29 protein-coding genes are annotated in these 21,317 nt (G+C 63.7%); 25 read left to right on the forward strand and 4 right to left on the reverse strand.

Translation table 11 applies throughout. The features are described 5' to 3' along the window. Position 1: 1 nt before the first annotated feature. From rpmC to map, 14 genes are all read left to right on the forward strand, one after another. A complete protein-coding gene (gene rpmC, locus IHE57_RS08260) occupies positions 2-253 on the forward strand; it encodes a 50S ribosomal protein L29 (protein ID WP_246475954.1) in 252 nt (83 codons plus the stop codon). Then, on the forward strand, positions 253-540 hold the full coding sequence (gene rpsQ / locus IHE57_RS08265; RefSeq protein WP_209325765.1) for a 30S ribosomal protein S17: 288 nt from the start codon (positions 253-255) through the stop codon (positions 538-540). The genes rpmC and rpsQ overlap by 1 nt, the downstream gene beginning before the upstream one ends. Positions 541-684: 144 nt before the next feature. After that, positions 685-1,053, forward strand: a complete 369-nt coding sequence (rplN, locus tag IHE57_RS08270) for a 50S ribosomal protein L14 (protein ID WP_025777921.1) — start codon at positions 685-687, stop codon at positions 1,051-1,053. Between the two features lie 2 nt (positions 1,054-1,055). Further along, positions 1,056-1,424, forward strand: a complete 369-nt coding sequence (gene rplX, locus IHE57_RS08275) for a 50S ribosomal protein L24 (RefSeq protein ID WP_166970657.1) — start codon at positions 1,056-1,058, stop codon at positions 1,422-1,424. Beyond that, entirely contained in the window at positions 1,424-1,993 is a 570-nt protein-coding gene (rplE, locus tag IHE57_RS08280; RefSeq protein ID WP_209325764.1) for a 50S ribosomal protein L5, read from the forward strand. Before rplX ends, rplE begins: the two co-directional genes overlap by 1 nt. A gap of 67 nt (positions 1,994-2,060) precedes the next feature. Continuing rightward, positions 2,061-2,459 carry a 30S ribosomal protein S8 gene (gene rpsH, locus IHE57_RS08285; protein WP_209325763.1) on the forward strand — a complete coding sequence of 133 codons (399 nt, stop codon included), beginning with the start codon at positions 2,061-2,063 and terminating at the stop codon, positions 2,457-2,459. 16 nt (positions 2,460-2,475) lie between these two features. Further along, on the forward strand, positions 2,476-3,012 hold the full coding sequence (gene rplF / locus IHE57_RS08290) for a 50S ribosomal protein L6 (RefSeq protein WP_209325762.1): 537 nt from the start codon (positions 2,476-2,478) through the stop codon (positions 3,010-3,012). Positions 3,013-3,014: 2 nt separating this feature from the next. Then, positions 3,015-3,395 (forward strand): 50S ribosomal protein L18, encoded by a 381-nt coding sequence (gene rplR, locus IHE57_RS08295; RefSeq protein ID WP_209325761.1) that lies wholly within the window; start codon positions 3,015-3,017, stop codon positions 3,393-3,395. Then, positions 3,392-4,075, forward strand: a complete 684-nt coding sequence (rpsE, locus tag IHE57_RS08300; RefSeq protein ID WP_216629780.1) for a 30S ribosomal protein S5 — start codon at positions 3,392-3,394, stop codon at positions 4,073-4,075. Before rplR ends, rpsE begins: the two co-directional genes overlap by 4 nt. Beyond that, a complete protein-coding gene (gene rpmD / locus IHE57_RS08305) occupies positions 4,075-4,257 on the forward strand; it encodes a 50S ribosomal protein L30 (RefSeq protein ID WP_209325760.1) in 183 nt (60 codons plus the stop codon). The genes rpsE and rpmD overlap by 1 nt, the downstream gene beginning before the upstream one ends. Position 4,258: 1 nt before the next feature. Then, positions 4,259-4,711: a 50S ribosomal protein L15 gene (gene rplO / locus IHE57_RS08310; protein ID WP_209325759.1), complete on the forward strand. Its 453-nt coding sequence runs from the start codon at positions 4,259-4,261 to the stop codon at positions 4,709-4,711. Positions 4,712-4,933: 222 nt separating this feature from the next. Then, the gene (gene secY / locus IHE57_RS08315) at positions 4,934-6,235 is read left to right on the forward strand and encodes a preprotein translocase subunit SecY (RefSeq protein ID WP_209325758.1); all 1,302 of its coding nucleotides are present in this window, start codon (positions 4,934-4,936) and stop codon (positions 6,233-6,235) included. A 49-nt stretch (positions 6,236-6,284) separates the two neighbouring features. Continuing rightward, positions 6,285-6,851, forward strand: a complete 567-nt coding sequence (locus tag IHE57_RS08320) for an adenylate kinase (RefSeq protein ID WP_209325757.1) — start codon at positions 6,285-6,287, stop codon at positions 6,849-6,851. Continuing rightward, positions 6,848-7,681 carry a type I methionyl aminopeptidase gene (gene map / locus IHE57_RS08325; RefSeq protein WP_209372362.1) on the forward strand — a complete coding sequence of 278 codons (834 nt, stop codon included), beginning with the start codon at positions 6,848-6,850 and terminating at the stop codon, positions 7,679-7,681. The genes IHE57_RS08320 and map overlap by 4 nt, the downstream gene beginning before the upstream one ends. 59 nt (positions 7,682-7,740) lie before the next feature. Here the strand turns inward: map and IHE57_RS08330 are convergent, their stop codons facing one another. Next, on the reverse strand, positions 7,741-8,886 hold the full coding sequence (locus tag IHE57_RS08330; RefSeq protein WP_209325755.1) for a MalY/PatB family protein: 1,146 nt from the start codon (positions 8,884-8,886) through the stop codon (positions 7,741-7,743). A 428-nt stretch (positions 8,887-9,314) separates the two neighbouring features. On the opposite strand from IHE57_RS08330, the gene infA reads away from it, so the two are divergent. The 6 genes from infA (at position 9,315) to rplQ (ending at position 12,444) form a co-directional block, all read left to right on the forward strand. Continuing rightward, a complete protein-coding gene (gene infA, locus IHE57_RS08335) occupies positions 9,315-9,536 on the forward strand; it encodes a translation initiation factor IF-1 (protein WP_009379245.1) in 222 nt (73 codons plus the stop codon). A 59-nt stretch (positions 9,537-9,595) separates the two neighbouring features. Then, complete coding sequence (gene rpmJ, locus IHE57_RS08340; protein ID WP_009884960.1) at positions 9,596-9,709, forward strand: 50S ribosomal protein L36; 114 nt, start codon at positions 9,596-9,598, stop codon at positions 9,707-9,709. 211 nt (positions 9,710-9,920) lie between these two features. Next, positions 9,921-10,289: a 30S ribosomal protein S13 gene (rpsM, locus tag IHE57_RS08345; RefSeq protein WP_025777905.1), complete on the forward strand. Its 369-nt coding sequence runs from the start codon at positions 9,921-9,923 to the stop codon at positions 10,287-10,289. A 52-nt stretch (positions 10,290-10,341) separates the two neighbouring features. Then, on the forward strand, positions 10,342-10,746 hold the full coding sequence (gene rpsK / locus IHE57_RS08350) for a 30S ribosomal protein S11 (protein WP_209325754.1): 405 nt from the start codon (positions 10,342-10,344) through the stop codon (positions 10,744-10,746). Positions 10,747-10,897: 151 nt separating this feature from the next. Then, complete coding sequence (locus IHE57_RS08355) at positions 10,898-11,896, forward strand: DNA-directed RNA polymerase subunit alpha (protein WP_209325753.1); 999 nt, start codon at positions 10,898-10,900, stop codon at positions 11,894-11,896. A 23-nt stretch (positions 11,897-11,919) separates the two neighbouring features. Further along, positions 11,920-12,444 carry a 50S ribosomal protein L17 gene (gene rplQ, locus IHE57_RS08360; protein ID WP_209325752.1) on the forward strand — a complete coding sequence of 175 codons (525 nt, stop codon included), beginning with the start codon at positions 11,920-11,922 and terminating at the stop codon, positions 12,442-12,444. Between the two features lie 267 nt (positions 12,445-12,711). Here the strand turns inward: rplQ and putP are convergent, their stop codons facing one another. Both putP and purU read right to left on the reverse strand, forming a co-directional pair. Continuing rightward, positions 12,712-14,232 carry a sodium/proline symporter PutP gene (gene putP / locus IHE57_RS08365; protein ID WP_209372364.1) on the reverse strand — a complete coding sequence of 507 codons (1,521 nt, stop codon included), beginning with the start codon at positions 14,230-14,232 and terminating at the stop codon, positions 12,712-12,714. Positions 14,233-14,325: 93 nt separating this feature from the next. Next, a complete protein-coding gene (gene purU, locus IHE57_RS08370; protein ID WP_209325750.1) occupies positions 14,326-15,177 on the reverse strand; it encodes a formyltetrahydrofolate deformylase in 852 nt (283 codons plus the stop codon). Between the two features lie 169 nt (positions 15,178-15,346). Here purU and glyA point away from each other — a divergent pair, with 169 nt between their 5' ends. After that, entirely contained in the window at positions 15,347-16,621 is a 1,275-nt protein-coding gene (gene glyA / locus IHE57_RS08375; protein ID WP_209325749.1) for a serine hydroxymethyltransferase, read from the forward strand. Beyond that, positions 16,621-17,508, forward strand: a complete 888-nt coding sequence (locus tag IHE57_RS08380; protein ID WP_209372366.1) for a bifunctional methylenetetrahydrofolate dehydrogenase/methenyltetrahydrofolate cyclohydrolase — start codon at positions 16,621-16,623, stop codon at positions 17,506-17,508. The genes glyA and IHE57_RS08380 overlap by 1 nt, the downstream gene beginning before the upstream one ends. A 112-nt stretch (positions 17,509-17,620) precedes the next feature. Here the strand turns inward: IHE57_RS08380 and IHE57_RS08385 are convergent, their stop codons facing one another. Next, a complete protein-coding gene (locus IHE57_RS08385) occupies positions 17,621-18,109 on the reverse strand; it encodes a GNAT family N-acetyltransferase (RefSeq protein ID WP_209325747.1) in 489 nt (162 codons plus the stop codon). A gap of 85 nt (positions 18,110-18,194) precedes the next feature. On the opposite strand from IHE57_RS08385, the gene IHE57_RS08390 reads away from it, so the two are divergent. The 3 genes from IHE57_RS08390 (at position 18,195) to IHE57_RS08400 (ending at position 21,309) form a co-directional block, all read left to right on the forward strand. Then, entirely contained in the window at positions 18,195-19,010 is an 816-nt protein-coding gene (locus IHE57_RS08390; protein ID WP_209325746.1) for an exodeoxyribonuclease III, read from the forward strand. 248 nt (positions 19,011-19,258) lie between these two features. Then, positions 19,259-20,257, forward strand: coding sequence for a tryptophan--tRNA ligase (gene trpS, locus IHE57_RS08395; RefSeq protein ID WP_209325745.1), 999 nt, complete (start codon positions 19,259-19,261; stop codon positions 20,255-20,257). 2 nt (positions 20,258-20,259) lie between these two features. Beyond that, positions 20,260-21,309 carry an App1 family protein phosphatidate phosphatase gene (locus IHE57_RS08400; protein ID WP_209325744.1) on the forward strand — a complete coding sequence of 350 codons (1,050 nt, stop codon included), beginning with the start codon at positions 20,260-20,262 and terminating at the stop codon, positions 21,307-21,309. Positions 21,310-21,317 lie beyond the last annotated feature (8 nt).

The raw sequence follows: 21,317 nt of genomic DNA on the forward strand, positions 1-21,317 counted from the left end.
AATGGCAATCGGTTCGAAGAACCTTTCCATCGACGCACTGGACGGTTTCGACAACGAGCGTCTGCTCGAAGAGCTCAAGAAGGCGAAGGCCGAGCTGTTCAACCTGCGGTTCCAGTCGGCCACCGGCCAGCTGGAGAGCCACGGTCGACTCAAGGCCGTGCGTCGCGACATCGCTCGTATCTACACCGTGCTCAACGAGCGGGAGCTGGAGATCCGGCCGAATCCCGCTGATGCTAAGGAAGAGGGCAAGTGATGGCGGAGACCACGAACACTGAGTCCACGGCTGCGGAGCGCAATACCCGCAAGACCGCACGTGGTTACGTTGTATCCGACAAGATGGACAAGACCATCGTCGTCGAGGTCGAGGAGCGCATGAAGCACCGCCTCTACGGCAAGGTCATGCGCAAGTCGGTCAAGTACAAGGTTCACGATGAGGAGAACACCGCCGGTATCGGCGACTTCGTCCTCGTGGCCGAGACGCGGCCGCTTTCGGCCGCGAAGCGTTGGCGGCTCGTCGAGATCATCGAACGCGCCAAGTAACCAACGCCACCCCACCCACCCGGTCCCGCCCGCGGCCTCCAGCAGGTCACGGGCGGCTACCGGGAACGGGGTGAAATGTCAATGAATCCGTTCCGCAAGGCTCATGTTTCGGCGTGAGAACCAGCGCGACGACAGGAGAAAATAGTGATTCAGCAAGAGTCGCGACTCAAAGTCGCCGACAACACTGGCGCCAAGCAGATCCTGGCAATCAGGATCCTGGGTGGTTCCGGTCGGCGCTATGCCTCGATCGGTGACACCATCGTGGCCACCGTCAAGGACGCAATCCCCGGCGGAAACGTGAAGAAGGGCGACGTCGTCAAGGCCGTCATCGTCCGCACCGCCAAGGAACGCCGTCGTCCCGACGGCTCGTACATCAAGTTCGACGAGAATGCCGCTGTCATTCTCAAGAACGATGAGGAGCCGCGCGGAACCCGCATCTTCGGGCCCGTGGGACGCGAACTCCGCGACAAGAAGTTCATGAAGATCGTCTCCCTGGCACCGGAGGTGTTGTGAGCATGGCGAACAAGCTCAAGATCAAGAAGGGCGACCTCGTCCAGGTGATCGCAGGCGCTCGGGCCTCGCGTGGAGGCGATCGTGGGAAGCAGGGCAAGGTTCTTGCCGTCTACCCCGAGCGCAACCGCGTTCTCGTCGAGGGCGTCAACCGCGTGATCAAGCATAAGAAGGCTACGCAGACTCAGGCCGGCGGCACCGCTGGTGGCCGTGAGACCCACGAAGCCCCCATCCACGTATCCAACGTTGCGCTCGTTGACCCCAAGGACAACAAGCCGACCCGCGTCGGATACCGCGAGGAGAGCGTCGAGCGCGACGGCCGCACCAAGACCGTTCGGGTTCGCTACTCGCGTCGCACCGGGGAGGAGATCTGATGACGGAAACAACCACCAGCCGTCCCGCACCGCGTCTCAAGCAGGTTTACCGCGAAGAGATCATCGCGAAGCTGCAGGAAGAGTTCAACTACGCCAACCCCATGCAGGTTCCCGGACTGACCAAGGTCGTCGTGAACATGGGTGTGGGTGACGCAGCACGCGATTCCAAGCTCATCGAGGGTGCCATCAACGATCTGACTCTGATCACCGGTCAGAAGCCGGTCGTGACTCGGGCTCGCAAATCCGTGGCTCAGTTCAAGCTGCGCGAGGGTCAGCCCATCGGCGCCCACGTGACCATGCGTGGAGCACGGATGTGGGAGTTCATCGACCGCGTCATCTCTCTGGCGCTGCCGCGTATCCGTGACTTCCGCGGACTCTCGGATCGTCAGTTCGACGGCAACGGTAACTACACCTTCGGTCTCACGGAGCAGTCGATGTTCCACGAGATCGATCAGGACCGGATCGACCGCGTCCGCGGTATGGATATCACCGTCGTCACCACTGCGGAGACCGACGACGAGGGACGTGCACTGCTGCGTCACCTCGGGTTCCCGTTCAAGACAAAATAATCGCTACGTTGCAGGTCCAAGCACGGTACGTGGGCGGAAACCGTAACGAGGAAGGGCAAGTGCCCAAATGACAATGACTGATCCAGTCGCAGACATGCTTACGCGTCTGCGCAACGCCAACTCGGCTTACCACGAGGACGTCAGCATGCCGTTCTCGAAGCTCAAGTCGAACATCGCCGAGATCCTGAAGATCGAGGGCTACATCACCGACTGGAGCGTCGAGGACGCCGAGGTCGGCAAGACCCTGCTCCTCGACCTCAAGTTCGGACCCAACCGGGAACGTTCGATCGCCGGCCTGCGCCGTGTGTCGAAGCCGGGGCTGCGCGTCTACGCGAAGTCCACGAACCTGCCGAAGGTCCTCGGTGGACTCGGCATCGCCATCCTGTCGACCTCGTCAGGCCTCCTGACGGACCGTCAGGCCGCCAAGAAGGGTGTGGGTGGGGAAGTCCTCGCCTACGTCTGGTAAGGAAGGAGAGAAGAAGATGTCACGTATTGGCAAGAACCCGATCTCCGTTCCCAGCGGCGTCGAGGTCAAGGTCGACGGCCAGGATGTCGCCGTCAAGGGACCCAAGGGTGAGCTGTCCGTCACCATCCCGGAGCCGATCACCGTATCGCTCGAAGATGGTGTCATCACAGTGGCCCGTCCGGACGAAGAGCGCGAATCGCGCTCGCTGCACGGACTGTCCCGCACGCTCATCAACAATCTGATCGTCGGTGTGACCGATGGCTACTCCAAGGCCCTCGAGATCGTCGGAACCGGTTACCGTGTCCTGGCCAAGGGATCGAACCTCGAATTCGCCCTCGGCTACAGCCACCCGATCACCGTCGAGCCGCCGGAGGGCATCTCCTTCAGCGTCGACGGCCAGACGAAGGTTGCCGTTCACGGAATCGACAAGCAGCTGGTCGGTGAGACCGCTGCCAACATCCGGAATCTGCGCCGTCCCGAGCCCTATAAGGGCAAGGGCGTGCGCTATGCCGGCGAAATCGTCCGTCGCAAGGTCGGAAAGGCTGGTAAGTAAAGATGGCCTTTGGCAAGAAGGAAAGCTACGGCAAGGGCAGGGCAGCTGCTCGCAAGCGCCGTCACGCTCGTCTGCGCAAGCACGTGAGCGGAACGGCCGAGCGCCCTCGCCTCTCGGTGACTCGTTCCACGCGCCACGTCTTCGTCCAGGTCATCGACGACACCGTCGGCAAGACCCTGGTCTCGGCTTCCACCATGGAAGCCGATCTGCGGACATTCGAAGGCGACAAGACCGGCAAGGCCCGCAAAGTGGGCGAGCTGGTGGCCCAGCGCTCCAAGGACGCCGGTATCGAAGCCGTCGTCTTCGACCGTGGCGGCAATGCCTACCACGGCCGTGTGCAGGCAATCGCCGAAGGTGCCCGTGAAGGAGGATTGGCCCTATGAGCACTGAAGAGAACAAGGAACAGCAGGCGACTGCTGAGACCCGCAACGACAACAGCAGCGATCGCTCCTCCCGTGGCCGCGGCCAGGGTGGTCAGAGCGGCCAGGGCCGCGGACGCGGCGAAGGCCGTGGTCGCGGCGGTCGCGGCGACCGTGACGACAAGAACCAGTTCATCGAACATGTCGTGACGATCAACCGCGTGTCGAAGGTCGTCAAGGGCGGACGTCGTTTCTCCTTCACGGCTCTGGTCGTGGTCGGAGACGGCGACGGCATGGTCGGCATGGGATACGGCAAGGCGAAGGAAGTTCCTGCCGCCATCGCCAAGGGTGTCGAGGAAGCGAAGAAGAACTTCTTCCGCGTTCCGCGCATCCAGAAGACCATCCCGCACCCGGTCCAGGGCGAGGAAGCCGCAGGCGTCGTCCTGCTGCGTCCGGCCGCTCCCGGTACGGGTGTCATCGCCGGCGGACCGGTCCGCGCGGTCCTCGACGCTGCGGGTGTCCAGGACATCCTGTCGAAGTCGCTCGGTTCGTCGAACGCAATCAACATCGTGCACGCTGCGATCACTGCGCTGAAGAACCTCGAACGTCCCGAGGAAGTTGCGGCTCGCCGCGGCCTTCCCGTCGACGAGGTTGCTCCGCATGCATTGCTGCGAGCAGCTGCTGAAAGTGGGGCGAAGTCCTGATGGCAAAGCTCAAGGTTACTCAGCGCAAGTCCGCCATCGGGGGCCGTCAGAGCCAGCGCGACACGCTGCGTTCGCTCGGTCTCAAGCGGATCAACGACGTTGTGGTGCAGGATGATCGTCCCGAGATCCGGGGAATGATCAATACCGTGCGTCACCTCGTGACTGTGGAAGAGGTCGATTGATATGTCGAACAACGACTCGCTGAAGCTGCACGATCTCCGTCCGGCCCCAGGAGCCAAGACCGCCAAGACCCGTGTCGGTCGTGGTGAGGCTTCGAAGGGCAAGACAGCCGGTCGCGGAACCAAGGGCACGAAGGCCCGTTACCAGGTTCCGCACGGCTTCGAGGGCGGCCAGACTCCGATGCACATGCGTCTGCCGAAGCTGCGTGGGTTCAAGAACCCGGCCAAGGTGACGTTCCAGGTCGTCAACCTGGACAAGCTGTCCACCCTGTTCCCCGAGGGCGGAGACGTCACCGTCGCCGATCTCGTGGCCAAGGGTGCTGTGCGTGCGAAGCAGCCCGTCAAGGTTCTCGGCACCGGTGAGATCACCGTGGCCCTGAACATCACTGCAGACAAGTTCTCCGGCTCGGCAGCCGAGAAGATCAAGGCTGCAGGCGGAAGCGCCACCGAAGCCTGATCAGTTCCCGCACTGCGGGTCCCAGGCTACGGTTCGAGGGGGCGGTCACTGCGGTGACCGCCCCCTTCTGCATGCTCGATCAGGGGAATGAACGTCAGCCGCCACCGGGGCTCACCGGTTTCGGCCTTGGGGCCTCACCCTGATAGTCTTTTGCAGGTATTTGTCTCATTCGCCAGGTCGCGACCACGACTCTGACTTTCCATCCCCCAACGAGGAGGACGCTTGATCGGCGCAATCCGGAGGGCCTTCAGAACGCCCGACCTGAGGAACAAACTCCTCTTCACCCTGGGCATTCTCGTCATCTTCCGACTCGGCTCGTTCATTCCTTCCCCCGGCATCGATTACACCCAGGTGCAGGAATGCGTGGCTTCGCCTCAGCTCAACGAGGGCGGATTCGCGATGATCAACCTCTTCAGCGGCGGCGCGCTCCTGCAGCTGTCGATCTTCGCTCTCGGCATCATGCCCTACATCACCGCCAGCATCATCGTGCAGCTGCTGCGCGTGGTCATCCCGCGCTTCGAATCGCTGCATAAGGAGGGCGCCTCCGGTCAGGCCAAGCTCACGCAGTACACGCGCTACCTGACGATCGGCCTGGCTGTGCTCAACTCGACGACACTGGTCGCCACCGTCCGCTCCGGTGCGCTCTTCGGCAATGTCGAAGGCTGCCAGGACCTCATCGCCAACGACACCTGGTGGGGGATCACGGTCCTCGTGCTCACCCTGACCGCAGGCACGGGCCTGATCATGTGGCTGGGCGAGCAGATCACCGAACACGGCGTCGGCAACGGTATGTCCCTGCTGATCTTCACCTCGGTCGCTTCGGCCTTCCCCTCCTCGCTGGGCGCGATCTTCCGCGAGCAGGGCGTCGACATCTTCCTCATCGTCATGGCCGTGGGCCTCGTGCTCGTCGCCCTCGTGGTCTTCGTCGAGCAGTCGCAGCGACGCGTTCCGGTCCAGTACGCCAAGCGCATGGTAGGCCGACGGATGTTCGGCGGCACCTCGACCTACATCCCGATCAAGGTGAACATGGCCGGCGTCATCCCCGTCATCTTCGCCTCCTCGGTGCTCTATCTGCCGAGTCTGATCTCCCAGTTCTTCGACCCCGAATCCAAATGGGTCGAATGGATCAACACCTACTTCACCCGCGGGGATCATCCGATCTACATCACGGTCTACGCGCTGCTGACGATCTTCTTCGCCTATTTCTACGTCGCGATCACCTTCAATCCGGAAGAGGTCGCCGACAACATGAAGAAGTACGGCGGATTCATCCCGGGCATCCGCGCCGGTCGACCCACCGCCGACTACCTGAGCTTCGTGCTCAGCCGCATCAACTTCCCCGGCTCTCTCTACCTGGCCTTCGTCGCCCTGATCCCGCTGATCGCCCTGGTGCTGATCAACGCGAATCAGAACTTCCCGTTCGGCGGAACTTCTCTGCTGATCGTCGTGGGTGTCGGGCTGGAGACAGTCAAGCAGATCGACGCTCAGATGCAGCAGCGCCATTACGAGGGACTGCTGCGCTGATCACGACCGGACGCTGACGTTCAGCGGACGAACATTGGAAGGACACCTCATGAGCTCACGCATCATCCTGATCGGCCCGCCCGGGGCAGGCAAGGGCACCCAGGCCGCCCGTCTGTCCGAGGCACTCGGCGTTCCGGCGATCTCCACGGGAGACATCTTCCGGTCGAACGTCAAGGGTGAGACCGAACTCGGCAGGCTCGCCAAGCGCTACATGGACGCCGGCGAATACGTGCCCGACGAGGTGACCAACTCGATGGTCGCCGACCGTCTGGCCCAGGATGACGCTGCAGAGGGTTTCCTCCTCGACGGCTACCCGCGCACCAGTGCTCAGGTCGAAGAGCTCGATCGCATGCTCGCGGCCGAAGGCAAGGCCATCGAACACGTCGTCGAACTCACAGCCGATACCGACGAAGTCGTCGCCCGTCTGCTCACCCGCGCACAGACAGAAGGGCGCAGCGACGACAGCGAAGACGTCATCCGTCACCGCCTCGACGTCTACGAGGAGCAGACCCAGCCTCTGACCGATATCTACCGCAGGCGCGGACTGCTGCACCAGGTCGATGGTCTCGGCGAAGTCAACGACATCACCGAGCGCATCCTCGCCGCCATTCGATGATCTTCGGACCACGGATCGAGCTGAAGACTCCCGCCGAGCTTCAGGTCATGCATCGGGCCGGGCAGCTGACACGTCAAGTGCTTGCAGCGGCCCGGTCCGCGGCGGTTCCAGGAGCCACCACCGCCGAGGTGGCCGCAGCCGCAGAGCACGTCATCGTCGCGGCCGGCGCTCGGTCGAACTTCAAGGGATACCAGGGATTTCCGGCCGTCGTGTGCATCTCGGTGAACGAGGAGATCGTCCACGGGATCCCCGGCCCCCGAACGCTCGAAGCCGGCGACCTCGTCTCGATCGACGGCGGTGCCATCGTCGAAGGGTTCCACGGCGACTCTGCGCTGACGATGATCGTGGGCGGCGACGATGCCGGCAGCGCGGCCGACCGTGAACTGTCCGCAGCCACTGAGCAGGCCATGTGGGCCGGCATCGCGGCATTCGCCATCGGAACTCGAGTGAGCGACATCGGAGACGCGATCGATGATTTCGTGACCGAACGCTTTCCGCATCTGGGACTGGTCGAGGAATTCACCGGTCACGGGATCGGCACGGCCATGCACATGGCACCCGAGGTGCTCAACTACCGTGCACGATCCAATGGTCCGAAGATCAAGGCGGGCATGTGCCTGGCAATCGAACCGATGCTCACTCGAGGCGGTGGTGAGACGGTCACTCTCGATGATGACTGGACCGCGGTCACCGCCGACGGTTCGCGGGCGAGCCATTGGGAACACAGTGTGGCTCGCCACGTGGACGGCGTCTGGGTGCTGACCGCAGAGGATGGGGGAGCGGCCGGGCTGTCGCCCTTCGGGATCACGCCGGTGCCGCCGGCGGGCTGAGCCCGAAGAACGGAGGGGAGGACACGTCCGCGCACGCCGGGGCAGTGCCTCCGATCCCTTCAGAGGATCCGTGCGATCCGGTCGACTGCCTCGATGAGCAGGGGGCGGGGGAGCGCGAAGTTGAATCGGATGTGCCCAGCGCCGACCTCACCGCACAGCCGACCCTCGGTCACGGCCACCTCGGCGCGGGAGTTGATGTGGTCCGCCAGACCCGATTCGAGACCGTAGCCGCGCAGATCCAGCCAGGCCAGATAGGTGCCCTCCGGTGGGAGAAAGACTGCTTTGGGCAGCATGTCCGCGACGAGGTCGGTGAACAGATCACGGTTGCCCTTGAGGTAGCCGTTGATCTCGGTGAGCCAGTCACGTGAACGGGTGTAGGCGGCGGTGGTGGCAAGGATGCCGGGATTGGACGCGGCGCCGGAGACGAACTGCCCCTTCTGTGTCCAGAGGTCGCGATCGTCGGGTGCGGTGAGGATGAGCTGGGCGCATTTGAGCCCCGGGATGTTGAAGGCCTTCGACGCCGCTGTCGCGGTGGCCGTGTGGGCGGCGGTCGCCTCGGTGAGTGCGGCGTACGGGATGTGTCGGGCGGGACCGTAGACGACGGGAGCGTGGATCTCGTCGGAGAACACTCGGGCACCTGCGTCCTCGACCACGTCGGCGAGGGCGAGCAGCTCGGCTTCGGAGTAGACCTTGCCGATCGGGTTGTGGGGATTGCACAGGACGAGCGTGGCGCCGGGCACGAGGGCGGCGGCGATCCCATCGAGATCCAACGACCAGCCGGTCTCGGTACGCCGCATCGGCACCTCGATGAGTTCGCGACCGGTGGTCCTCGCGACGTCGAAGAACGGCATGTATGCGGGGGTGGGCAGGACGATCGGCGTCCCGGCTGGTGTGAGATGGGTGAGCACGCCCAAGAAGGCCGCGATGACATCGCTGGCCGGTTGGATGTGGTCGTCCGGAATCCGCCAGCCGAAGCGATCTGCGTAGAAGTCGGCAGTCGCAGTCCTCAGCTCGGCTGTCAGAGCGTGGGGCGCATAACCGTAGAGGTCGTGCTCATCGAGTTCTCGCATCGCCTGACGGACCGCTGGGGCCACGCCGAAGTCCATCTCCGCGATGAAGGCTCCGATCGAGCCGGGGAAGGTCGACCACTTGCGCCCGCCCTTGGTGACGAGGGACTCTTCGGTGATGGCGTCGAGTTCGGACATCCTCATTCTCCTCTGCTGATGATTTCGACGGATCGCGGTCGACGACCCCATCTCCCGGCAGGAGGGGAGACGCTGCTCTCACGCTAGCAGTCGCGGCATCCGCGCTGGGGTGTCAGCGACTTCGGCGTTCATGTGCGACGGCCCGGACCGCGGGCGACACAGCCGACCGTTGCGGTGCGGGTGGATTGTAAGCGACTTCACCCCGGGAAGCGAGCACCATGTGGAAGATTCTTCGTCCGTAGTGTAAGGTTGATGATTGGTCTGTTCTCACTCAACTCACCCTTTTTCAGATGTGGGCGGCTTCTGCCATCCACTTCTTTTCATGTGGTGACGAGGTCTGCAGTCCAAGGGGTCACCGACAGTGAGCCGGTGATACACGATTACGTCGAACGCGAAGGTTTCGCGGGAATACGAGGTTAGCGAACGATATGGCCAAAAAAGAAGGGGTCATTGAGATCGAAGGCACCGTTGTCGAGGCTCTGCCGAACGCATCGTTTCGGGTCGAGCTGAGCAATGGGCACAAGGTGCTGGCGCATATCTCCGGAAAGATGCGTCAGCATTACATCCGCATCCTTCCCGAGGACCGGGTCATTGTGGAGCTGTCTCCATACGATCTCTCGCGCGGACGAATCGTTTACCGCTACAAGTAAGGATCTTCGATCATTCGCGTCTTGCTCCATGCGGGCAAGGGCCGAAAGAAGGAAAAACGATGAAGGTTAAGCCCAGCGTCAAGAAGATCTGCGAGAATTGCCAGATTACCCGCCGTCACGGTCGGGTCATCGTCATCTGCTCCAACCCGCGCCACAAGCAGCGCCAGGGTTGAGCAGCTCGTTCTGAGCAGATCGAAGCTCCGCTGAGGAGCTTCAGCAGCACCACACCCGCGCAAACCTCGCCATCTGCGGTCGATTCCATGGGAAGTGCGAACTTCCGTGGACACCCGCAGGACGATACCTCCGGTCGGGGGCCGGAGACCTTGGGAGACCAGGGACAGGTTTGCATCAGCACCTCCGAAACAACAACAGGAGACAGTACCTATGGCACGACTTGCCGGAGTCGACATCCCGCGTGAAAAGCGCGTGGAAGTCGCCTTGACTTACATCTATGGTGTGGGCCGCACCCGTGCGCGCCAGACCCTGACCGAAACGGGAATCAGCCCTGATACCCGTGTGAAGGACTTGAGCGACGCAGAGCTCGTCCAGCTGCGTGACTACATCGAGGGCACATTCCAGGTTGAGGGTGACCTCCGTCGTGAGGTGGCCGCCGATATCCGCCGCAAGGTCGAGATCGGAAGCTATGAAGGCCTGCGTCACCGCCGCGGTCTGCCGGTTCGCGGTCAGCGGACCAAGACGAATGCGCGTACCCGCAAGGGCCCCAAGCGCACCGTGGCCGGTAAGAAGAAGTAACTCGCTCACCCGGTCGGCTGCGGCCGACCACCTCGATCAGGAGTAGGAACATATGCCTCCCAAGTCACGCGCCGCTACAGTGCGCAAGCCTCGCCGCAAGCTGAAGAAGAATATCGTCGCCGGCCAGGCTCACATCAAATCAACCTTCAACAACACGATCGTGTCGATCACCGATCCGACCGGTGCTGTCATCTCCTGGGCCTCCTCAGGCGAGGTCGGCTTCAAGGGCTCGCGCAAGTCGACCCCTTACGCCGCGCAGATGGCTGCGGAATCGGCCGCTCGCCGAGCGCAGGAACACGGCCTGAAGAAGGTCGACGTGTTCGTCAAGGGACCGGGTTCGGGGCGCGAGACCGCGATCCGTTCGCTGCAGGCCGCCGGTCTGGAACTGGGCACCATCCAGGATGTCACCCCGGTTCCGTTCAACGGCTGCCGTCCCCCCAAGCGCCGCCGCGGCTGATCCTTCCGTGGAACTGCAACGGATGGCGGGCCTCGGCCCGGCATCGGTCGCAGAACGGATTCCCAGATAACCCGAACCGTTCTTCATGGCTTCTCGCCATGACGTGCAGTGCGAACGTCATATAGCGGATGTTCGCTGAAAGGAAGCCCACGTGCTCATTGCACAGCGCCCAACGCTCACGGAAGAAGTCGTCTCCGACAATCGCTCACGATTCGCCATCGAACCGCTCGAGCCCGGATTCGGCTACACCCTCGGCAACTCGCTTCGGCGGACCCTGCTGTCCTCGATTCCGGGTGCCAGCGTCACCTCCATCCGGATCGACGGAGTTCTCCACGAGTTCAGCACCGTGCCAGGGGTCAAGGAGGATGTCACCGAATTCATCCTCAACCTGAAGTCCCTGGTCGTGTCCTCCGAGTTCGACGAACCGGTCGTCGCCTACCTGCGCAAGCAGGGCCCTGGCACTGTGACCGCTGCCGATGTCTCTGCTCCCGCCGGAGTCGAGATCCACAATCCGGACCTGCACATCGCCACGCTGAATGGTGAGGGCCGTCTGGATATGGAGCTGACCATCGAACGCGGACGCGGATATGTCTCGAGCGCCCAGAACAAGAACGCTGATGCAGAGATCGGCCGGATCCCGGTCGATTCGATCTACTCTCCGGTTCTCAAGGTCACCTACAAGGTCGAAGCCACTCGTGTCGAGCAGCGCACCGACTTCGACCGTCTGGTCCTCGACGTCGAGACGAAGCCCTCGATGACCCCCCGCGATGCGATCGCATCTGCGGGCAAGACCCTGGTCGAGCTCTTCGGCCTGGCGCGAGAGCTCAACGTCGAAGCCGAAGGCATCGAGATCGGTCCCTCGCCTGTGGACGCGGCCCTGGCCGCCGACCTGGCGCTGGCCATCGAAGACCTGGACCTGACCGTGCGCTCCTACAACTGCCTCAAGCGCGAAGGCATCCACACCGTCGGTGAGCTCGTTGCTCGCAGCGAGGCCGACCTCATGGATATCCGCAACTTTGGTTCGAAGTCGATCGACGAGGTCAAGGCGAAGCTCAATGAGCTGGGCCTGAGCCTCAAGGACAGTCCCGCCGGATTCGAGTCCGGTCTCGCTGATGAGGACCAGTCCTACGTCGAAGACGAACAGTACTGATTCAGAACTAGGAGTAACTCACAATGCCAACCCCAACCAAGGGTCCCCGCCTCGGCGGATCGCCCTCACACGAGCGCATGATGCTCAACAACATGGCTGCCCAGCTGTTCGAGCACAAGCAGATCACCACGACAGTGACCAAGGCCAAGCGCCTGCGCCCTGTCGCCGAGCGGATGATCACGAACGCCAAGAAGGGTGATCTGGCCGCACGTCGTCGCGTGCTCGCTCAGATCTCCGACAAGTCGGTCGTGCACGAGCTCTTCACCTCGATCGCCGAGACCATGGCGGAGCGTCCCGGTGGTTACACCCGTATCACCAAGATCGGCCCTCGTCCCGGGGACAACGCTCCGATGGCCGTCATCGAACTGGTCCTCGAGCCCTACTCGCCGAAGCAGGCAACCGTGAAGGAAGCCGAGCAGGCGACCGCAGCGGCCGCACCTGCGGAGGAAGAGGCTCCGGTCGAGACCGACGAGGTTTCCGCAGAGGCCTCCGACGAGACCTCTGCCGAGACCGCAGAAGAGTCCACCGAGGCTGCCGAGGACAAGTAAGCTCCTCGGGCTGTTCGCCTCGACTGAGGGAGCGGACGGCCGAACACCTCAGGCGGGCACCCACTCCGGGTGCCCGCCTGAGGTGTATTCACGCACTGAGCGCCGACGTGCATGTGGGGCGGACAGACGAATGGCCGGAGCGCGAGGGCTCCGGCCATTCCTGTGGACCGGACAGCTGACAGCCGACGTGCCCGTCGCAGGTTCGTCGCCGGCCAGGGGCCACCGCAGACCGAGCCGGTCACCGTTCGGGGACCGGCTCGCCTGCGGCTACTGCACGCGGGAGAGGGCGACCGATTCGTCGAACTCCCTGTCGGCCTCATCGTCATGTTTGTAGGTGAAGCGGCTGACGACGACCGCCACGATGAGGTTGACGGCGAAGCCGGGGATGATCTCATAGATCTTGTCCGTCATCGGAATGCTCACTTGGCCCCAGACGAACGCCACGACGGCACCGGAGAGGAGTCCGCACAGCGCACCCCAATTGCTCAGGCGCTTCCAGAACAGGGTGAGCAGCACGATCGGCCCGAAGGATGCGCCGAATCCTGCCCAGGCGAACGCCACGAGATCGAGGATGCTGTTGGACGGAGAGATCGCCAGCATCACCGCGATGATGGCGATGACCAGCACGCCGAGGCGGCCGAGCAGCACATACGTCCTGTCCTGCAGGGTGCGCTTGGATCCGGCGCGCAGAGCGACGATCTTGAACAGGTCCTCGATGAGCGCCGAGGACGTGACGACGAGCTGGGAGGAGATCGTCGACATGATCGCGGCCAGCACCGCGGCTAGCACGAGGCCCGCGATGAACGGGTGGAACAGGATCTGGGCGAGATCGAGGAAGACGGTCTCGGCATCGGCCGGTTCCATTCCCGCGTGATGGGAGAAGTAGGAGATGCCCACGATCGCGGTGGCGACAGCGCCGAGCGCGGAGATGCCCATCCAGCCGACGCCGATCCGTCGGGCGACCTTGGCATCGGCTGGGGTCCGCAGAGCCATGAAGCGCACGATGATGTGGGGCTGGCCGAAGTATCCCAAGCCCCACGCCAGGGATGAGATCACTGTGAAGTACGCGCCGCTGGCCCAGAACGGTTCGCTGCCGAGGAGGCTGAGCAGTCCGGGATCGATCTGCGAGACGTTGCTGAGCACGGTTGAGGGGCCGCCGGCGTTGATGACCGCGACGATGGGCACGGCGACGAGGGCGGCGAACATGAGCAGACCTTGGGCGACATCGGTCAGCGTCGCGCCGAGGAATCCGCCGAAGAGCGTGTACACCATGGTGATGGCCGCGACGAGCAGCATTCCCCCGAGGTAGTTGAGTCCGAAGCTCGATTCGAAGAATTTGCCCGCGGCGACCATGCCTGAGGAGACATAGAAGGTGAAGAATACGAGGATGATGACGCCGCAGACGATGCGCAGCAGCCGGGAGCGGTCCTTGAGGCGCTGTTCGAAGAAGCTGGGAATCGTGATCGAGTCGCCGGCCTTCTCCGTGAAGGCCCGCAGGCGCGGGGCCACGAACTTCCAATTGACCCAGGCGCCGGCCGTGAGGCCGATGGCGATCCACGCTTCGATGAGGCCGGAGAGGTAGATCGCTCCGGGCAGGCCCATGAGAAGCCACCCCGACATGTCCGAGGCGCCCGCGCTGAGAGCCGCCACACTCGGGCGCAGACCCCGGCCGGCGAGCATGTAGTCGTCGAGGCTGTTCTTCGTCTTGCGATAGGCGAACCAACCGATGGCCAGCATCCCGATGAAATACAGGACGATCGCGATTGTCCGGAAAGTGGTTTCCGTCATTCGAGCTCAGCTCCTTCAATAGGCCGTCGCGACTTTACAGCAGAAGTGATCCCGGGTGTGAATTCCCTGGGTGACTGCGCGCGGCGGCCAAGCTCAGTTGAAGACGACTGTGCGGTGCCCGTCCATGAGCACCCGTCCCTCCGCGTGCCAGGCCACGGCCCGTGCGAGGACAGCCGCCTCGACGTCCTGACCGCGCTGGACGAAGTCCGCGATCGCTCGGTTGTGGTCGACGCGTGCGACGTCCTGTTCGATGATCGGACCTTCGTCGAGATCGCCGGTGACATAGTGCGCGGTGGCGCCGATGATCTTCACACCTCGTGCGTGCGCCTGGTGATAGGGCTTGGCTCCCTTGAAGCTGGGCAGGAAGGAATGGTGGATGTTGATGACTCTGCCTTCGAGCCGGTCACAGAGATCGGGGGAGAGGATCTGCATATAGCGGGCCAGCACGATGAGTTCGACGTCGAGCTCATCGACGAGGGAGGACAGCTTCGCCTCGGCGATGGGCTTCGTGTCTGGTGTGATTGGGATGTGGTGGAAGGCGTGACCGTGGAATTCGGCCAGAGACCTCAGCGAATCGTGGTTCCCGGCGACCCCGACGATGTCGATGGGCAGCTGGCCGGAGGAATGCTGGAAGAGCAGGGTGTTGAGGCAGTGTGCGGCTTTGGACACGAGGATGAGCGTGCGAGTCCTCTTCTCCACCGGTTGCAGACTCACGGTCATCGCGAAGCGGTCGGCCGCCTCGGCGAGTTCGGCTTCGAGCGTCTCGGCGGAGACCTCTGCGGAAGTGGAGAACTGCAGACGGAGGAAGAACTGGCGGGAATCGGGGGAGGAGAACTGCTGTGATTCGGTGATATTGCCGCCGAGGCCTGCGAGCACGCCCGTCACGGCATGGACGATGCCGGTCGAGTCGGGACAGGTGACTCTCAGGATCCATTCTCTGCTCATGGGCTCGATCCTAGCCTTTGGAGTCCATCGGCAAGAATCCGGTGCCGTCATCCGGATGGCGGTCGGCCCGCGGTGCTCGCGACGTTCGCTGTTAGCATGGTCTGCGGGTGTTCGCGGCGGCTGATCTCGCTGTTCCACTCACCACATCGGATGCCACAGGAGAGTACTCATGACCGAAAACTCGATGCAGGCCTCGCTTGCAGACATCGATCCCCAGATCGCCGAGGTCCTCGACCTCGAGTTGGGCCGCCAGCGTTCGACTCTCGAGATGATCGCCTCGGAGAACTTCGTCCCCCGCGCCGTGCTGGAAGCGCAGGGTTCGGTGCTGACGAACAAGTATGCCGAGGGCTACCCCGGCAAGCGCTACTACGGCGGGTGCGAATATGTCGATGTCGCCGAGAACCTGGCGATCGAGCGGGCCAAGAGCCTCTTCGGCGCCGAATACGCCAATGTTCAGCCGCACTCCGGCGCATCGGCGAATGCGGCGGTCATGCACGCACTCGCTCGGCATGGAGACAAGCTGCTCGGGCTCTCCTTGGCCCATGGCGGGCACCTCACCCACGGCATGAAGATCAACTTCTCCGGACGCCTCTACGACGTGGCCTCCTACGAGGTCGACCCCGACACCTACCGCATCGACATGGACAAGGTGCGGGAGAAGGCGCTCGAGCACCGTCCGCAGGTCATCGTCGCCGGCTGGTCGGCCTACCCCCGTCAGCTGGATTTCCAGGCCTTCCGGAATATCGCCGACGAGGTGGATGCGAAGCTGTGGGTCGATATGGCCCACTTCGCCGGTCTCGTCGCCGCCGATCTCCACCCGAACCCGGTCCCCTTCGCCGATGTCGTGTCCTCCACGGTCCACAAGACGATCGGCGGTCCGCGTTCCGGGTTCATCCTCGGCAAGGAGGAATTCGCGAAGAAGCTCAACTCCGCTGTCTTCCCGGGCCAGCAGGGCGGACCGCTCATGCACGTCGTGGCGGCCAAGGCCGTGGCCTTCAAGCTCGCTGCCGCGGCAGAGTTCAAGGAACGGCAGGAGAGGACAGTGCGCGGTGCCCAGATCCTCGCTGAGCGCCTGCTCGCCGACGACGTGGCCCAAGCCGGAGCCACCGTGCTCACCGGCGGCACGGATGTGCATCTGGTGCTCGTCGACCTGCGCAACTCCGCCCTCGACGGGCAGCAGGCCGAGGATCTCCTGCACGAGGTCGGGATCACGGTCAACCGCAATGCCGTCCCGTTCGACCCCCGCCCGCCGATGGTGACCTCGGGTCTGCGCATCGGCACCCCGGCCCTGGCCACCCGTGGCTTCGGCGACAAGGAATTCACCGAGGTCGCCGACGTCATCGCCGAGGCGCTCAAGCCCGGGGCTGACGTCGAGGCTCTCGCCGCCCGGGTGCAGAGGCTCAGTGATGACTTCCCGCTCTATGAGGGACTGGAACAGTACTGATGAGTGCACAGATCCTCGACGGCAGGGCCTGCGCCAAGCAGATCAAGTCGGAACTCACCGAGGCGGTGGAGAAGCTGGGGAAGACCGGGATCGTTCCCGGCCTCGGCACCGTCCTGGTGGGGGAGGACCCCGGGTCGAAGTGGTACGTCGCCGGCAAGCACCGCGACTGCGCCGAGGTCGGCATCCACTCGATCCGCCGCGACCTGCCGGAGACAGTGACACAGGACGAGCTGTTGGCCGTCATCGACGATCTCAACAACGATCCTGCCTGCACCGGTTACATCGTGCAGCTGCCGCTGCCTGCGCACATCGACACCGACACCATCCTCGAGGCCATCGACCCGGCCAAGGACGCCGACGGTCTGCACCCGACGAACCTCGGTCGGCTCATGCTCAACGTCAGCTCCGAGATCACCACACCGCTGCCGTGCACCCCGCGCGGTGTGATCGAGCTGATGACGCGCAACGGGATCGAGCTGAACGGCAAACACGTCGTCGTCATCGGCCGCGGAGTCACCGTCGGCCGATCCATCGGCGCCCTGCTGACGCGGCGTGAGCACAATGCCACGGTGACGCTGACCCATACCGGGACCCGGAACCTCGACGAACTGCTGGCTCAGGCCGATGTCATCGTCGCGGCCGCCGGCTCCGCCCGGATCGTCAAGGCCGAGTCCGTCAAGCCCGGAGCGATCGTCCTCGATGTGGGAGTCTCTCGTGAGACCGATCCCGAGACGGGCAAGTCGAAGATCGTCGGCGATGTCGATTCCGGCGTCGCCGAGGTGGCTGCCTGGGTGTCTCCGAATCCGGGCGGCGTGGGTCCGATGACCCGAGCCCTGCTGCTGAAGAACGTCGTCGATACCGCACAGCGAGCTGTCGCAGACGTCTGAAACGCTCGTGGTCTCCATCGTGCGGACCGCATCCACTAAGTCCATGAATGAGTTGGGCCCCGAACTGATGTTCGGGGCCCAACTCATTGCGGGGGCGGGGCGTCGGCCTTGATCACTCCTCGGCCAGTTTGAGTTCGAAGAACACTCTCGGGTTGTTCGACCCTGCGTAGTCCTCGATGAGCTCGCCGTTGAACCCCAGCGAGGAGTGGAACGAGATCGCGCCGGAGGACTCGGGCTTCGTCGTCGCCTGCACCGACGCCACTCCGAGCTCACGAGCGCGGTCGATGAAGTGCTGATAGAGGTGACGGCCGATTCCCCGATGCCGGTAATCGGTGCGGGCGGCGACCAGATGGATATAAGCGGGTCCGTCGTGCGGAATGACGCCCAGCAGGTAGCCGACGATCTCCGAGCGGTAGCGGGCGACCAGGCCGGAGGTCACGAACTGCCGGAACCAATAGGCGTCGTGGTCCCCGCTGAGGTCCCGGTCTCCCCAGAAATTCTCCTGTGCTCCCAGCAGGAACTCTCGCATCTCACGGGCGTCGACTTCATCGAGCGGACTGATGCTCAGCTGCTCGGTCTCGAAAGTTTCGTCAACGGCCATTGCGCCTCCTGATGTATTCGTTCTTTCCCTCACTCTATAACGCCCCGCCCCGGAAGAGTAGCGCGCACATGTCATGATAGATCACATGATTCGGATTGCTTCAGTCAACGTCAACGGAGTCCGCGCAGCATGGAGGAAGGGGATGCCCACCTGGGTCGATGCCGCGAAACCGGACTTCATCACTCTGCAGGAAGTGCGTGCCGCCAACGACGTCGCCCTCGGTGTCCTCGAGGACACCGGGTACACCACGGTCAGCCATGACGCGGAGGCGAAGGGGCGCGCGGGAGTGGCCGTGATGGCGCGGTCCGAACCGGAGTCGAAGCGGGAAGGACTCGGGGACGACGGCTACTTCGACCGGGCCGGACGATGGCTGGAGACGGACTACCGACTCGGTGACGGATCTCTGCTCACGCTCGTCTCCGCCTATGTGCACTCCGGCGAGGTCGACACCCCGAAACAGGACGACAAGTATCGGTTCCTCGACCGCATGACCGTCCGGATGCCGCAGCTGGCGGAGAGGGCCGACCACGTACTCATCACCGGTGATCTCAACGTCTGCCACACCGAACGGGATCTGAAGAACTGGAAGGCCAACCGGAAGAAGGCAGGTTTCCTGCCTGAGGAACGTGCCTACTTCGACGGCTTCTTCGGCGAGGTCGGCTATGTCGACGTCCACCGGAAGCTCAGCGGTGACGTCGACGGGCCCTACACCTGGTGGTCGATGCGTGGGAAGGCCTTCGACAACGACACAGGCTGGCGCATCGACTACCACATGGCCACACCGGCGCTCGCGGAATCTGCGGTCAAGGCAAGCGTGGACAGAGCAGACAGCTGGGGCGAACGGTGGTCCGACCATGCGCCGCTGGTCATCGATTACGAACTCCCGGCCACCGCGGCCTGAGGCGAGGCGAACTGGAGTGACGAGCATTCCCCCGCAGCCGATCAGGCGGGCCCGGCTGCCGTCCCATCGAGGGCTGCAGCTCGATGTTCGGCCGCGAAATGGGGTATGCCGTGGCGAGTCATGTGATCGGCAAGGTCACTGTACCGCTCGCTCGTTCCGTTCCGTGCCCTCGAACACGTGGGCGGGCATCCCGGTTCGGACGAGGACCGAACGTCGGGCAGGGGAGACGAAGATGGCATCATAGGACTATGACGATCTCTTCACTGCCTCGCACGGTCTCCGGTATCCAAGCCACCTCCGATTCTCTCCATCTCGGCAACTACATCGGGGCACTGCAGCAGTTCGTGACGCATCAGGATTCGCACGACGCCTTCTACTTCATCGCGAACATGCACGCGATCACCGTCGAACAGGATCCTGCCGAGCTGCGGGAGCGGACGCTGCGCACCGCCGCCCAGTTCATCGCCGCCGGTCTCGACCCGGAGAAGTCGACGATCTTCGTCCAGTCCCAAGTGCCTGCCCACCCGCAGCTGTCGTGGGTGCTCGAATGCACCACCTCGATGGGTGAGGCGAGCAGGATGACGCAGTTCAAGGACAAGTCGGCCAAACAGCAGCATGTGTCCTTGGGTCTGCTCACCTATCCGGCGCTCATGGCCGCCGACATCCTGCTGTACAACCCGCAGCTCGTCCCGGTCGGCGAGGACCAGCGGCAGCACCTCGAACTGACCCGCAACCTCGCGGAACGCTTCAACTACCGTTTCGGGAAGACCTTCGTCGTCCCCGAGGCGCAGATCCTCAAGGCCACCGCGAAGATCTTCGATCTGCAGAACCCAGGCGCGAAGATGTCGAAGTCGCAGCCGAGCCCCCAGGGCCGCATCGATATCCTCGACGATGCGAAGTCACTGACGAAGAAGATCAAATCCGCCGTGACCGATGACGGCACCGAGATCGCCTTCGACCCCGAGGCCAAGCCCGGCGTGTCGAACCTGCTGACGATCTATTCCTCGCTGACCTCCCGATCCGTCGACGACATCGTCGCCGAATACGAGGGCAAGATGTACGGGCACCTCAAGGTCGACCTCGCCGAGGTGGCCGTCGAGACTCTCACTCCAGTGCGGGAGCGCGTTCTGGAGCTGCTCGAGGACCGGGCCGAGCTGCAGGCCATCCTCGATCGCGGAGCCGCCAAGGCCAGCGAGATCGCGGAGGCGACTCTGCGTGAGGTCTACGACAAGATCGGCTTCATCTGATCGTGGCGAGGAAGAAGCCCGAGGAGGGCCCGCTCAATCTCACGCCGGACATGCTCCACACCGCTGCGCGGGTGGAGGACCGGTTCAACGAGTGGATCCAGAACCGGGCCACCGACCACAGCTATCAGCGTACGGTCATCGCCTACGACACCTACGGCGGCACCGGATGGGTGCGTGTGCTCGGTCGCCTGGTGCTCACCCCCAGCGGGCAGCCGGCCGCGGACGTCCACGCGAGCATCCGCGGATGGAAGTCCTTCGTCAGCGTTCCGCTGCCCAATGACACCGCGTGGGTGCGAGTCAACGACGAAGAGCACATGGTCACCTCGGACCGCGGCGGCATCATCGACACCGTCATTCCGGGCGATTTCGAACCGGGGGAGACGGAGATCGAGCTGTGGACCGATGGGTCCCTCGTCGACTCCGCAGCGGTGCGCATCATCGGCGAGGACTCGACATTCGGCATCATCTCCGATATCGACGACACGGTCATGGTCACCTCGCTGCCCCGACCGTTCCTGGCCGCGTGGAACACATTCGTGCTCAGCGAGCATGCCAGATCCCCGGTGGCGGGCATGGCCGTCCTCTACGACCGGATCACCTTCATGCGACCGTCGACGCCGATGATCTACCTGTCGACCGGAGCCTGGAACTCGGCTCTGACGATCAAGAGGTTCCTCTCCCGCAACCTCTACCCGATGGGCCCTCTGCTGCTCACCGATTGGGGACCGACGACGACGCGAGTCTTCCGCTCGGGCAAAGAGCACAAGCGCAACACTCTCGAGCGCCTGTCGCGGGAGTTCCCATGGATGAAGTGGCTGCTCATCGGCGACGACGGGCAGAAGGACGAGGAGGTCTACGGGGAGTTCGTCGAGAACCATCCGGAGAACGTCGCCGCCGTGGCCATCCGGCAGCTGACCGTCGGCGAGGCCGTGTGGGCGGGAGGCCGGTCGAAGCGCCACGGCCGGGGGCAGGGGGTGCCGTGGATCTATGCTCCCGATGGCGCAGGGCTCGCCTCGCGTCTGACCGAACGCGGAATCATCTCGACCATCTGAGCACTGCG

Origin of the sequence: Brevibacterium renqingii (assembly GCF_017808105.1) — a bacterium.
Classification (GTDB): Bacteria; Actinomycetota; Actinomycetes; order Actinomycetales; family Brevibacteriaceae; genus Brevibacterium; species Brevibacterium renqingii.